The sequence below is a fragment of the Amycolatopsis sp. WAC 01375 genome (genome assembly GCF_003947325.1).
Lineage (GTDB): Bacteria > Actinomycetota > Actinomycetes > Mycobacteriales > Pseudonocardiaceae > Amycolatopsis.
Map to the genome: position 1 here is coordinate 136,078 of NZ_QHHW01000010.1, position 12,707 is coordinate 148,784.

The window sequence follows — 12,707 nt, forward strand, 5'->3', positions numbered from 1 at the left end:
CTGCCTCGGTTCGTTGACGCCGAAAAACGCGTTTGGGCACTCTCGGCGGAGTGCCCCTCAGACCCCGCTCTCTTCGCCGCGCGCCCGTCGAGCCGATCCCCGAACCGGCCGAGCCTTCCCCGATACCGGAACAGGTCTGGCAGCGCGTCCCGATCGACGCCCTGATCGACCTGGTCACCGAGATCTTCACCGCCCACGATCTACCGTGGTCACGGGCGAGGATGGCCGCCGAGGCGGTGTGCCACGGCGACCTCACCGGAACGCCGGAATCCGGTGTCGCCGAACTGACCCGGCTGCATCTGCCGATGCTGGTCGACGGCACGGTGCGGCCGAGGGCCGAACCGCTGATGATCGCCGACCGCGGCGCCGCCGCCCTGATCGATTACCGCCGCGCGCCGGGGCTGTGGGCCGTCGGCGACGCGATGGACCGCGCGGTGTCCCGGGCGGGCCGGTACGGCGTCGGGCTCATGTCGGTCCGCGGCGTCGGGCCGTTCGGCCGCGCCGGGCACCATGCCGCGAGGGCGTTGCCGCACACCATGATCGGGCTCGTCATGGCGGCGGGCGGTGAGCTCGGGAAGGCCGCGAACCCGCTCGGGATGGCCGCCCCCGCGGGCGCGTATCCGGAGTTCGTGCTGGATCTGGACACCCTCGCGGACGTCGATAGTGCCGCCGTCGCCGGCTTCGCCCTGCTGGTGGAGATCTTCGCCGGGGTGCTTTCGGGCGTCGGCGACCACGATCACGACACCGGCCTCATGGTGATGGCCATCGCGCCGACGACGCTGCGCAGCGCCGACGGGTTCTACAAGGCCGCGAGCGCGTTGTTCGGCAGCCTGCTCGGCTGGGAGGGCGGCGCCCCGGTCCGGTATCCGGGCTGGCGTGAGGCGCAGTACCTCGAACAGTGCCAGGCGCTGGGCGTCCCGCTGAACGAGCCGGTGCACCGCGAGCTCGAAGACCTCGCACGGGCGTTGCGCCTGGCGCCGCTGCAGGGGCGCTAGGACAGGAGACTTTCCCCTCATCTGACGCGGTGAAAGGCGCTTTCCTCGCATCGCATGCGGGGTCCCGGCAAAGGAGCCTCACCGGGCCCTTGACTGTCCACAAGGGACACTTTACGAGACAAAGTTGCCCGATTTGGGTGACTTGCCCGGTTTTGCGCGGGGTCGTGAGTGATTTTTGTTGTTCTAACCCTCATTGCCACTCACGACCCCCCGCCCCGACGGCGCCCGGAATCAGGCCTGCCGACAGTGCAGGAATAGTCGCCCGACCTGCAAGGTCTCGACTTCGCCGGGACCCTGGCATCGCATGCGGGGAAAGTCCCCTTCAGCTCAGGACAGGACGACGCGGCCGCCTTCGCCGCCGACCTCCACGACGTCGCCGTTCGTCAGCTGACGGCCGCGCCGGACTTCCACCTCGCCGTTGACCGTGACCTCTTCGGCGTCGAGGAGGTCTTTGGCGTGCGAACCGTCTTCGGCCAGGTTGGCCAGTTTGAGGAACTGGCCGAGGCGGATCGGCTCGCCGGTGATCGGGACGTCGTGGATGCTCATGGGGAGATCATCCCCGTGCGTCCATTTTCCGGTACAGGGTGGCGACGTCGGTGTCGAAGTAGCTGCTGTAGGACGTGTCCGGATCGTCCCCGCCGTACAGGTAGCCGCCGATCACGCCGACGACGGTGCCTAGTTCGGTCGCCGGGTCGGGGTCGACCACCCAGGGGCCGCCGCTGGTGCCGGTCGTGAAGCCGGGGCAGCCGACACGCATCTGGTAGGTGTCGGCCTGGCTGCTGGTGCCGTGGCAGACGACCGGCGCCTCCCGTTCGTCGGGATACCCGGTCAAGGTGATCGAGTGGGCGAATCCGCCGCCGGTCACGAGGGCGTTGGCGCCGGTGACACTTTCGAGGGTCTTCGTGGTCCCGGCCTGATGCGCGGTCGCGAAGCCGACATCCAGGTCCGGATCGGACGAATCGGCCCAACCTTCGGGGACCTGCGGATCGGAGACGTCCCAGAAGCCGTACGGCGCGACGCCGTCGTGATAGCCGGGCGCGAACGAGATCCCCGTCGCGTACTCGCCGCCTTCGCCGTCGTGAAGGCAATGCGCCGCCGTGAGCAGGAGGTCGCCGGGGGCACTGTGGACGACGCTGGCCGTGCAGAAATGCGTCCCGTCGATGAAGAGCGCGCCGATCGCCGGGTTGGTCCGCGGCGCGGGAGTGGCGGCCACCGTCGCGGCGGTGTCGCCGGCGTCGGTCGCGGCAGGATCCGAAGCGGCGGAGCAACCGGACAGAACGACACAGAGCACGAGCAACAGGGCGCGGCGCATCGCGTTCCTTTCGCTCTTCCACGGCTGTCCGGTCACAGATCACCATAAGTGGGGCACGAACACAGCCCGAATCGATCAACGCACAGCAAGCTCACAGTCGTAGTATGTGTTACCTCCGGTAACAGTCGAGCGGGTTGGGAGCGGGTATGAGGTCGTTCACGGACAAGGTCGTGGTGATCACGGGCGCGGGCTCGGGAATCGGCAAGGCACTCGCGATCGAGCTGGCGGGGCGGGGTGCCAGGCTGGCGCTTTCCGACGTCGACGCCGTCCGCGCGGCGGGCACCGTCGCGGAGTGCGAGACGGCTGGCGCGACCGCGAAGGCGTACGCGCTCGACGTCGCCGACCGTGACGCCGTCCTCGCGCACGCCGAGGAGGTCGCCGTCGATTTCGGGGGCGCCAACGTCGTGGTGAACAACGCCGGGGTCGCACTCGGCGCCACGGTCGAGGAAATGACCTGGGACGACTACGACTGGCTGATGGGGATCAATCTCGGCGGCGTGGTCAACGGCACGAAAGCCTTTCTGCCCCAGGTGATCGCTTCGGGTGACGGGCACATCGTCAACCTTTCGAGTGTGTTCGGCTTCATCGGCGTGCCCACGCAGAGTGCGTACAACGCGGCGAAATTCGCGGTGCGGGGGTTCACCGAGGCGCTGCGCCAGGAAATGCTGATCGCCCGTCATCCGGTCAAGGTCAGCTGCGTGCATCCCGGCGGCATCAAGACGAATATCGCCCGCGACGCGCGGGGCGGCGTCGAGCGGGACATCGACAAAGCCGCCGAGGGGTTCGAAAAGATCGCGAGGACCACGCCGGAGAAGGCCGCGCAGACCATCGTGCGTGGTATCGAACGGGGGACGGCGCGCATCCTGATCGGTCCGGACGCGTATGCCATCGACGCGATTCCCCGCGTGCTCGGCTCTTTTTACCAGCGGCCACTCGCCCTGCTCGGGCGCTGGGGAATGCGGAATCTCTGAGAAAGGGGAAGCCACTGAACGGAGTAACCCTCTGTGGTCCGGACGGCTCGGCATAACTCGATCGGGGTGCGTTACTTACGGCGGCGTCGGAAATGCACCACAATGCTCAAGTTCGTGATTCCCCTTCCGGAGGTCCCCATGCCGCGCGCCGCCCAGCGCCGTCCGTCGACCGACGCTTTCTCCGCGCCTGTCGAGACCGTCGAACTACTGGACCGGACGGGGATCATCGCGGCGAGCCTGCCGAAGAGGCGGCGCAGCCCCGAAAACGAGCCGGAGCCCAAGCCGATGCCGTTGCGGCCCCCGGTCTGCGAACCGGTCGTGGACAAGGATCTCCGGCCCAAGGCCGTCGTCATCCACCGTCGCGCCCGGTCCTGGCTGGCAGGCGGAGCGGGGGTGGCGCTGCTCGCGATCGGCTGGTTCGCCGGCACGTTCACCCTCGAGCCGGTGGAGGACACCGCCTTGCCAGGGTCGCCGCTGCCCGCCGTGGTGACCCAGCAGCCGCCCGTCGCGCAGCCCGCGCCGCAGGCGGCCCCGGTGACCGTCTACGTCCCGGTCACCGTGAAGCAGCAGGCGCCCGCGACGAAGAAGAAGCCCGTCAGGGAACGCGTCGTGGCCCTGCCGCCCGCCGAGACCAAGCCGCCGGAGCAGCCGCGTTCGGACCTCGGAGCGCGCGACAAGGCCACGGAGGACCTCCGGAGCATGATGGACCCCGCCGTGGCGAGTTCGCTGGCGATGCAGATGGCGCAGGGAATGATGAGTTACGGCCGCTGACCCGTCAGCGCGGCGGCCAGCGCGGAGCCCTCGCCGGGGTCGCCGTGCACGAGTTCGGTGCGGTGGACCACGCGCGGCGAGGACAGGGAAAGCACGCCCACGCCGGTGATGACGTCGGCAGGGAGCAGCGCCAGCCCTTGACCGGCCGAGACCAGGCGAAGCAGGCCGTGGACGTCGGTCCCGGTGTACCGCAGCCGACCGCGGAATCCGTCGGTCGAAGCGGACTTTCTCAACCGTTCCAAGGGAATCGCGGTGTCCGGCGCGTCGATCCAGTGCGCGCCGGCGAGTTCGGCCAGCCTGGCGGTCCGTCCGGTCAGCGGATGGCCGGCGGGCACCGCGACCGCGAGCGGGCGTTCGCCGACGACGGTGGTGGTGAGCGGGCCGAAGTCCGGCAGCGGGAGCGGATCACTCGGCGCGGTCATACCGTCGATGAGACCGAGGTCGAGCGAGCCCGTCGCGACCTCCATCAGGACGTCTTCACGGCGCAGCACGCGCAATTCGGTGCCGCGCTGTGCGGCGGCGGCGACTTCGGCGGTGAGTGAAAGCGGCGTCAGTCCGAGCACGACCCGGCCGGTGGGGGCCGCGGTGAGCCGGGCGAGGTCCGCGCGGGCGGCGTCGAGCCGGGTCAGCAGCGGGCCGGCGTGTTCGAGCAGACGTTCCCCGGCCCGCGTCGGGGCGACGGGCCGCCGGGTCAGCAACGTGGTGCCGAGGTCGTGTTCGAGCGTGGCGATGTGCTGGGAGATCGCGGACTGCGTGTAACCGAGTTCGCGTGCGGCCCGGGAGAACGAGCCGCCGCGGGCCACCGCCACGAAGGTGCGGAGCAGATGGGTCTCCATGGTCATCAGTATCGCTTATGACTTCAGCAAGGATCATCGTTGGCGCTGAACTCGGCCCCCGGGTCAGGATGGCCGCATGACACAGACAGCGCGGGTCGCCCTGGTCGGCGACCGTTCGGACGGCGTCCGCTCCCACGTCCGGATCCCGATGCTCTTCGACCGTCTCGCCGAACGTGACGGCCTCGAACTCGACGCCTACTGGATCCCGACCGACGCCGTCGGCGACGTCACCGGTTTCGACGCCGTCTGGCTGGTGCCCGGCAGTCCCTATCGATCCGAAGCCGGCGCGGTGGACACCGTGCGCGCCGCTCGCGAGAACGGCATCCCGTTCCTCGGCACCTGCGCCGGTTTCCAGCACGCGCTGCTGGAATTCGCACGGAACGTCTGCGGCCTCGGCGGAATCGGGCACGGGGAGAACGCGCCGGAGTCGGCCGAGCGGTTGATCGTCCCGCTGGCGTGTTCGCTCGTCGGGCACGAGAGCGCCGTCCACGTCACGCCCGGAACGCTGGCCGCGCGGATCCTCGGCGCGGATCGTTCCGTTGAGCGGTACCACTGTTCGTACGGCCTCGACGCCCGGCATCGGGACACCTTGGCGGCGAACGGGCTCGTCTTCAGTGGATTCGACGGCGAGGGCGACGCGCGGATCGCGGAACTGTCGGAGCCCCCGTTCTTCCTGGCGACCCTGTTCCAACCGGAACTCGCCGGCGACGGCACCCGTCCCCATCCGCTCGTTCACGCCTTCGCCAGTGCCGCCGTGGAGCACGTGAATCGGTCTGTCCATAGTGGACGCTGACGGGGGTCGTGCGCCGGATGGCTGCTGACACAGCGAAAGTGATCGACTACCGTGAGCCAAGGGGAGGGGCTCATGGAAAAGGGGGATTCCACTCGGAGCACACCGTTCAAGGCCGCTTTCGCGGTCGGCGAGTTCCGTGCGTTGTGGGCGGCCGAGGCGTTTTCGCAGGCCGGTGACCAGCTGGCCAGGGTCGCGTTGTCGGTACTGGTGTGGGAAAGAACGGCGTCGGCGGGGCTGACCGGGCTCACCTACGGGCTGACGTACCTGCCGACGCTGATCGGCGGCACCCTGTTCGCCGGACTGGCCGACCGGTATTCGCGGCGGACGGTGATGATCGTCTGCGACCTGCTGCGGGCCGCGATCGCGGCGCTGATGGCGGTCCCGGGGACGCCGTTGCCGGTGCTGGCCGGGCTGCTGGTGATCCTGACGATGGCGGGTGGCCCGTTCCGGGCGGCACAGCTCGCGTTGCTCCCGGACGTCCTCGAAGGCGAGCGGTACGTCGCCGGGCTCGCGGTCCGCACGATCACCATCCAAACGGCACAGCTGGCCGGATTCGGCGGTGGCGGACTGGTGATCGGGCTCGTGACGCCCCACTGGGGACTGGTGATCGACGCGGCGACCTTTGTGGTCTCGGCGCTGCTCGTGTCCACAGGGGTCCGTCGCCGGGGGCCCGCCGCCACGGAATCTTCGGTGAAAAGCCGGGTAGCGCGGGCTTTCAGTGGTGAAGGCGTCAGAGAACTGTGGCAGGGCAAGGGAATCCGGGTGCTCTTCGGGCTGAAGATGCTCGCCGGATTCGCCATCGCGCCGGAAGGGCTCGCGGCGCCGCTCGCCGTCGGGCTCGGGGCGGGGAATTTCGCGGTCGGTCTTATTCTCGCGGCGGATCCGGTGGGTTCGGTAATAGGATCGTGGATCTTCACGAAATGGGTTCCGGCGCGACGGAAAACGCGAATGGTCGGCATTCTCGCCATCGCATCCGTCGTTCCCTTGGTCTTTGTCTTCTTTCATCCGTCACTGCCGGTCTGTCTCGCGTTGATCGGGCTCAGCGGCGCGTTCGCGGCGCCGTACCACCTGCAGGCCGTGGCGCTGATGGCGCGTGCGGTGCCGGACGGTGTCCGGGCGCAGGTGATGGGCCTGACCTCGACGAGTTTGGTGACCGTACAAGGAATCGGGATCATGCTCGCGGGCGGTCTCGCCCAGCTGACCGGCCCGTTCGTGGCCGTCGGGGTGGCCGCGACGGTCGCCGTCGCCTCGGCGGGCCCGATGGCGATGGCGTGGAAACGCACCATCGCCACCGGGCCCGATGTATGGCTCCCGGCAGGGAGCCGAACCGGCTGAATCGGTGGGATCAGTCCTCGCGACCGTTCATGATGGTCCTCCCTCCCACTGCTCCATCTGTGTGTTCCGGAATTGACTCGAGCCACCCTCAGTACTACCTCGGATACATTGAATCGCGTACGGAAGGGGGACCGGTGACGATGATTATGGGGGATGCGGAACTCGTCGGAGAAGGGGCCGGTACGCGTCTGAGAACCTGGGTCCGAAACTGGGACTTATGGTCCGGACCGCGGGGGGTGCCGGCGGTTTTTCTTGTGGTGGAAGGACTTGCGGCGGCAGTCGCCGTAGTCGCCCTGCTCCGATCGAACTACGAGACTACGGAATTCGTCCGATTTGGATCACTGCTCGGCCTTGCTTTCCTGCAGGCCGAGCTTTCGCGTTCGGTGGAACGGTTGCGGCGCACGCTTTGTGACCGGCCGCATATCAACATGACTTCGGTGTGGACGTTCGCGGGGGTGCTCGTCCTGCCGTCCGGGCTCGCGCTCGCCCTCGGCCTGCTCATCTACCTGCACCTTTGGCTCCGGGTTTGGCGGGGGATGAGCCACCGCCCCGCCTACCGCGTCGTGTACTGCGCGGCGGCGATCGTGCTGTCCTGCCTGGCTTCGGGCGCCATCGTCTCCGGCTGGAACGGTCTGCCCGTCGGGTTCGCCGGTTCGCTGAAGATCGTCGAGGCGGCGGCCGTGTTCACCGTGGCCAACGCGTTCGTCGTGGCGCTTTCGGTGTATCTGCACACCGGGGGCCGGTCGCCGCGTTCGCTGTTCGGCTCGGGCGACGACAACCTGCTGGAGGTCACCACCCTGGTGCTCGGGACCTCGACCGCGCTGGGCATCGTGCACGCGCCCGCGCTCGTCCCGTTCATCCTGCTGCCCGTGCTGGTGCTGCACCGCAGTGTGCTGGTGCGGCAACTGGAGATCGCGGCGAACATCGACGGCAAGACCGGCGTGCTGAACGCGCACGCGTGGCATCTGCTCAGCGAACGGGAGCTTTCGTCGGCGGCAAGGGCGAAGAGCAAGCTCGGGGTGCTGATGCTCGACCTCGACCACTTCAAGCAGGTCAACGACGTCTACGGGCACCTCGCGGGCGATGTCGTGCTCAAGGTCGTCGCGGAGACGATCTCCGAGCACGTGCGCGACTACGACTCCGTCGGGCGCTTCGGCGGCGAAGAGTTCGTCGTACTGCTTCCTGGCGCGACGGAGACCGAGGTGATCCCCGTGGCCGAGCGGGTCCGGCAGGCGGTGATGGCAATCGAGGTCGAGGTCGCGACCGCTTCGGGGCCGCGGGTCGTGCGGGGCCTTTCGGTGTCGATCGGCGTCGCGGTCTACCCGGCGGGCGGGACCGTGCTGGAGCGGCTGCTGCACGTCGCCGACTCCGCGCTCTATCAGGCGAAGAACAGCGGCCGGAACCGCGTCGTCTCGCTCGCCGCCGCCTGACGCAACGCCGAACTCGCGTGATTGGAGGCGTAACTCACGTGATACGCCCCCAATCACGTGTCTTACGCCCCCAATCACGCGTGATACGGCTGGAGACACGCGTGAGCGGAGTTCTACCAGGGTGAGTTTTCTTCGTCTTCCGGTGCTTCGTGGCGTTTATCGCGAGGCGCCTGCGGCGGAGGCGGAGCGTCGGCGGCCGACGACGCGGCAGGAGTGGGCGGCGCGGGAGGCTCTTCCTCTTCGATCTCGGGGAAGCGGCTGCGCAGGGTGCCGATCATCAGCGCCCTGGTCTCCTGGTCCTCGTCGCCGAGCGATTCCTGCATGACCTCGGCGACCTGGCCCGCGATGCCGGCCTGCGCCTGGTGCATCGTCTGCAGGATCTGCCGCGACAGTTCCTCCAGCGGGTACGTCCTCGCCTTGTTCCCGAATTCGATTTCCGTCACGCCACCGTCCGCGCCGACGGTGATCTTGACGGCGCCGTCGGAGCTGGCCGCGGTCAGCCGCAGCTGCTCCGTGCGCTCCTGTGCGGCCGCGTAGCGCTGGGCCTTTTCTTCCAGCCCCGCCGCCCAACGGTCCATTTTGCGCTGGGCCTCGTCGGGGTCCAGCATGAGCTCGCCGAGCTCGTTCCCTCCGGTCACTTCTTCCCTCCGATGTCCAAGGCCTTGAAGTCCGCCTTGAACGGTTCCGCGTTGGTCCTGTCACCGTCTACATAGGACTTCGCGGCGGTGCGGACGTTGTCCGCGGTCGACTGGATGCCTTCCGCCGCAGCCTTGATCGTCTCCGCCGCGCGTTCGCCTGCCGGGTTGACGATCGGCGGCAGGAACGCGCACAGCAGGCCGTACGCGTCCGACGACATCGCCGAACCGGTCGCGCCGTGCGCGGTGTTCAGCCGGTCCACGAGCCCTTCGAGATGGCTCGCGTGCGCGGTCAGGTCGTCCGGGTCGACCTCGAACGAAGCCGTCACTTCCAGTCCTTGTTCTTCCAGTCGCCGATCACCGGCGGGGCCACGATCTCGTCGGCGGCGAAGAAGGACGGGTCGTCGGATTCGACGTAGTCGGCGACCTTGTGCTCCTTGTCGTCCTGGCCCTGTCCCTTGCCAGCCGCGGGTGCCATGCCACCCATCGGCATACCGCCGGGCGTACCCGGCTTGCCGCCGGAACTCCCCGCGCGGGCCGCGGCCCCGTCGGCGTCCATCGCACCCGCGCCGACGGCGCCGCCCATACCGAGCGAACCCGTCGCCCTTCCGGCACCGCCGAGGCCGCCGCCACCGGCACCCGCGCCGCCCGCACCGGTCCCGCCGCCGAAGCCGCTGGTGCTGCCGCCGAGACCGCTGGTGCCACCGCCCGGGATGTTCGGCATGCCGAGCTTGGGCGGGTTGTACGGCGTGCCCTTGTACGAGTTGCCGTCCGGGAACGTGGGGCCGCCGAGCCGCTCGCCGATGCCACCGGGCCGCGGGATCGGCGGGATGTTCGGCATGACCGGCTTCGGCCCGCCGCTGTTGGGCCCGTTCGGGATCGGGATGTTCGGCGGGGTGAACGGGAGACCGCCACCGGGACGGGGCCCGCCGCCGCTTTCAGGGATGGGGATGTTCGGCGGGGTGAACGACGGCGGCGTGACGGACGGCGGTGTGTAGCCCGTGGTGCGCGTGCTGTCGTCGATCTTGGGCAGGTTCGGGAGGTTGGGGCCCGCCGACGCCGCGGGTTTGTAGGTCTCGCCGCCGGTCGGCCCGTTCGGGATGTTGATGTTGGGCATCGACGGGTTGGAACCGGGACCGCCACCACCGGGGAAGCCACCACCAGGACCGCCGCCGCCGGGGAAGCCACCGCCCGGACCGCTGCCGCCGGGACCACTGCCGCCAGGACCACTGCCGCCGGATCCGCCGTTCGGCGCGTTGAACGGCGACACACTGCCGGGTCCACCGGGTCCACTCTGGGTGGTCCCGTCCACCGAAGCGGCGATGGTCCCGTCGGAACTCGCGGTGAACGGGGTGCCATCGGCGCCTTCGGCTGCCATCCGGTCGCGAAGCGTCTGGGCGGGCGAGCCCGCTCCACCGCCCGCGGGGCTGCCCTGGAGCTGCTTGGCCGCCCGCATGGTCGGCAGCTTCGGCGGGGCGGGGAACGCCGGGGTGGCGATCGCCGAACCGACCGTGCCGTCGAAGTCGGTCATCACCTTCGCGGCCTGATCCCGCGCGTCCTGCTGCTTCTTGAAGGTCGAGAGGTCCTTCCCGAGCTGCGCCATGTACAGGTGCGGGTCGGTGATCGTCTGCAGGTTGGCGTTGGCCTCCTGCACGCTGAACGCGACCGGAGGGTTCGCCGCCATCAGCTTCTGCGTCTCGTTGAGGGTCTGCGAGTGGATCTGCTGCTGCCGCCCGGCCAGTGTCGCGCCGTTCGCGGTCGCGCCGAGCCACTTGCCGACACCGGCGAGGTGCTCGCGGGCCGCGTCGCCGCCTTCGCCCTCCCAGTTGGCCGTGCTCGCGTTGATCGCTTTCGCCAGGTTGCGCTGGTGCGTGGCCAGGTCGTTGCCCGCCCGGACCCACTCTTCGGAGGTCTCGCCCACCGCGGCCGGATCCGCGTTGTCCGCGATCGCGGACTGCATCTGCTCGTGGGTGGCGTTGGCCCAGACCGTGGACGGCGGGCTGCCGGGTTTGCGGAGGTCCAGGTTCTTGTCGAGACCCTCGCGCGCCTTGTCCAGCTGCCCCTCGTACATCTTCTGCGTGAAGACGTCTTTGAAGCCGTTGAGCGCCGTGTCACCCCAGCCGAGGATGTTGAACAGGATGTCGGTCCCGGCGGTGGCCCCGGCCCGGATCTCGTCACCGGAGGCGGCCTTGTCGGCCAGCGGCCCGACGTAGTACGGGGACGACGAGTCGGCCGTGATGTCGTAGAACGGGTCGTCCGGGTTGTAGTCCTCGGACTGGGGGTCGGAGACCTTCGTGGTCTTCTCCGCGGCTTCGGTCACGGGTCTCTCCTCTTAGATCTCGGTGTCGATCCGCGTCAGGGTGCGCTGGTTCTCGTCGTCGCGTTCCCGGTAGTTCCGCTTGGCGAGTTCGATCGCCTCGACGTAGGTCGGGAATTCGGCGCGGGCGGCTTCGAGCTGGGTGAGCAGGCCTTGCGCGTCCGTCGCGGTGCCATGCATGTGCTCGGACACCCAGCGCGCGGTCGCGGTGGAGCTCATCGGCGGCGTGTTCCGCAGCTTGGTCAGCGCGCTCCAGCGCTCTTCGAGACTGTCGATCACTCCCTGGAGTGATCGGATCATCTCTTCACCGGTGCTCTCGTCGACGGCGAAACGGCCTTGCTTCGCCAGGGCCTTCAGCTCCGTGCCCGCGAGCTTGGCCCGGACCGCCATCATCGGCTGCAGTTGTTGTGCTTCCTCGGTCAACGGAGGATCCTCTCGCCGGGTTCAGGAGGGTCAGTAGATGTCAGCGATGGCCGCGCGGATGGCGTTCGCCACGCCCGACTGACTCGCCGGGTCGTAGTGACCGATCACGGCGCCGGAGGCTTCGTCGGTCTCCGTCCAGACCAGGTACCGGCCGTCCTCGGTGTCGAGCCAGCTCAGCGGCGTCGAGCGGAGCCGCTCGCCGCGGCGGCCGATCCCGCTCACGATGATGTGCCCGCCGCCGAGGCGGGTTCCGGACAGCACCTGCTCCAGGACGGCGACGTCGCTCTCGTCGTTGCGCGGGGAAGGCGACTCCGGCCGGGCGCGGACGACGCCGGTGAACTGGAGGTTGCCGAACGCGTCGGTCTCCTCCTCGTCGAATTCCGCCTCCGCCTGACGGCGCGCGGTCATCGCGGAGACGGCGCGCTCTTCCTGCTGCACGAGGGTGCGGCGGCCGGTCGACGCGGGCCGCATCCGCGGCAGGACCCCGGCGAGGACCTCGACCAGCTCTTCGTCCGCGAACAGTGCGAACTGCAGGAGGTCTTCCCCGTGGGCCTGGGTGATGCCGAGCGCCTGCCTGCCGTCGGTGAGGGTGAGGACGGCGATGTCCTGGCCGATGCCGTCGATGCCGTTGACCGAGACGGTGATCCGGTGGTTCGAGAGCAGCGCGAACGCGGTGCGGATGGCCTGGTTCAGCTCGCCGCTGATCGACAGGCGGCGCTGTTCGAGGTCGGCGTAGACCTTCCGGATGACGGCGGCGTATCGCTCCGGGTCGATCGAAGTGTTGCGGACGCGCAACGGAAACAAGCGGACATCGACGCCGAGCGCCTGTCCGACCACGGTCGCCTCTACCGTCCCCAGCGCGAAATCGGCTCGTTCAGCCATGCTTTTG

The 12,707-nt window shown here is 69.1% G+C and carries 14 protein-coding genes; 6 read left to right on the top strand and 8 right to left on the bottom strand.

All coding sequences use genetic code 11. The features are described 5' to 3' along the window. The first annotated feature begins 50 nt into the window (after positions 1-50). Positions 51-995, top strand: a complete 945-nt coding sequence (locus tag DL991_RS02885) for an Ldh family oxidoreductase (RefSeq protein ID WP_233598649.1) — start codon at positions 51-53, stop codon at positions 993-995. Between the two features lie 327 nt (positions 996-1,322). Here the strand turns inward: DL991_RS02885 and DL991_RS02890 are convergent, their stop codons facing one another. Continuing rightward, positions 1,323-1,541 carry an RNA-binding S4 domain-containing protein gene (locus tag DL991_RS02890; protein WP_061980312.1) on the bottom strand — a complete coding sequence of 73 codons (219 nt, stop codon included), beginning with the start codon at positions 1,539-1,541 and terminating at the stop codon, positions 1,323-1,325. Positions 1,542-1,548: 7 nt separating this feature from the next. Next, positions 1,549-2,307, bottom strand: coding sequence for a serine protease (locus tag DL991_RS02895; protein WP_125780635.1), 759 nt, complete (start codon positions 2,305-2,307; stop codon positions 1,549-1,551). Positions 2,308-2,453: 146 nt separating this feature from the next. Here DL991_RS02895 and DL991_RS02900 point away from each other — a divergent pair, with 146 nt between their 5' ends. Together DL991_RS02900 and DL991_RS02905 are read left to right on the top strand one after the other, a co-directional pair. Next, entirely contained in the window at positions 2,454-3,278 is an 825-nt protein-coding gene (locus DL991_RS02900) for an SDR family oxidoreductase (RefSeq protein WP_125780637.1), read from the top strand. Between the two features lie 114 nt (positions 3,279-3,392). Then, entirely contained in the window at positions 3,393-4,049 is a 657-nt protein-coding gene (locus tag DL991_RS02905) for a hypothetical protein (protein ID WP_370305411.1), read from the top strand. Here DL991_RS02905 and DL991_RS02910 read toward each other — a convergent pair. Continuing rightward, complete coding sequence (locus DL991_RS02910; protein ID WP_125780641.1) at positions 4,037-4,891, bottom strand: LysR family transcriptional regulator; 855 nt, start codon at positions 4,889-4,891, stop codon at positions 4,037-4,039. The two genes, DL991_RS02905 and DL991_RS02910, sit on opposite strands and share 13 nt — an antisense overlap. 70 nt (positions 4,892-4,961) lie before the next feature. Between DL991_RS02910 and DL991_RS02915 the strand changes: the two genes are divergently transcribed. From DL991_RS02915 to DL991_RS02925, 3 genes are all read left to right on the top strand, one after another. Next, positions 4,962-5,678: a hypothetical protein gene (locus DL991_RS02915; RefSeq protein ID WP_125780643.1), complete on the top strand. Its 717-nt coding sequence runs from the start codon at positions 4,962-4,964 to the stop codon at positions 5,676-5,678. 72 nt (positions 5,679-5,750) lie between these two features. Then, positions 5,751-7,013, top strand: a complete 1,263-nt coding sequence (locus DL991_RS02920; protein ID WP_125780645.1) for an MFS transporter — start codon at positions 5,751-5,753, stop codon at positions 7,011-7,013. A gap of 254 nt (positions 7,014-7,267) precedes the next feature. After that, positions 7,268-8,443: a diguanylate cyclase gene (locus DL991_RS02925; RefSeq protein WP_125780647.1), complete on the top strand. Its 1,176-nt coding sequence runs from the start codon at positions 7,268-7,270 to the stop codon at positions 8,441-8,443. A 113-nt stretch (positions 8,444-8,556) separates the two neighbouring features. Here DL991_RS02925 and DL991_RS02930 read toward each other — a convergent pair whose 3' ends face one another. Genes DL991_RS02930 through DL991_RS02950 form a run of 5 tightly spaced genes read right to left on the bottom strand, consistent with a single transcriptional unit; the run spans position 8,557 to position 12,700 of the window. Then, complete coding sequence (locus DL991_RS02930) at positions 8,557-9,081, bottom strand: YbaB/EbfC family nucleoid-associated protein (protein WP_125780648.1); 525 nt, start codon at positions 9,079-9,081, stop codon at positions 8,557-8,559. Then, positions 9,078-9,407: a type VII secretion target gene (locus tag DL991_RS02935; RefSeq protein WP_125780650.1), complete on the bottom strand. Its 330-nt coding sequence runs from the start codon at positions 9,405-9,407 to the stop codon at positions 9,078-9,080. The genes DL991_RS02930 and DL991_RS02935 overlap by 4 nt, the downstream gene beginning before the upstream one ends. Beyond that, positions 9,404-11,398: a hypothetical protein gene (locus DL991_RS02940; RefSeq protein WP_125780652.1), complete on the bottom strand. Its 1,995-nt coding sequence runs from the start codon at positions 11,396-11,398 to the stop codon at positions 9,404-9,406. Before DL991_RS02940 ends, DL991_RS02935 begins: the two co-directional genes overlap by 4 nt. Positions 11,399-11,410: 12 nt before the next feature. Beyond that, positions 11,411-11,818, bottom strand: coding sequence for a hypothetical protein (locus DL991_RS02945; RefSeq protein ID WP_125780655.1), 408 nt, complete (start codon positions 11,816-11,818; stop codon positions 11,411-11,413). Positions 11,819-11,848: 30 nt separating this feature from the next. Beyond that, positions 11,849-12,700: an ESX secretion-associated protein EspG gene (locus tag DL991_RS02950; protein WP_125780657.1), complete on the bottom strand. Its 852-nt coding sequence runs from the start codon at positions 12,698-12,700 to the stop codon at positions 11,849-11,851. Between the last annotated feature and the right edge of the window lie 7 nt (positions 12,701-12,707).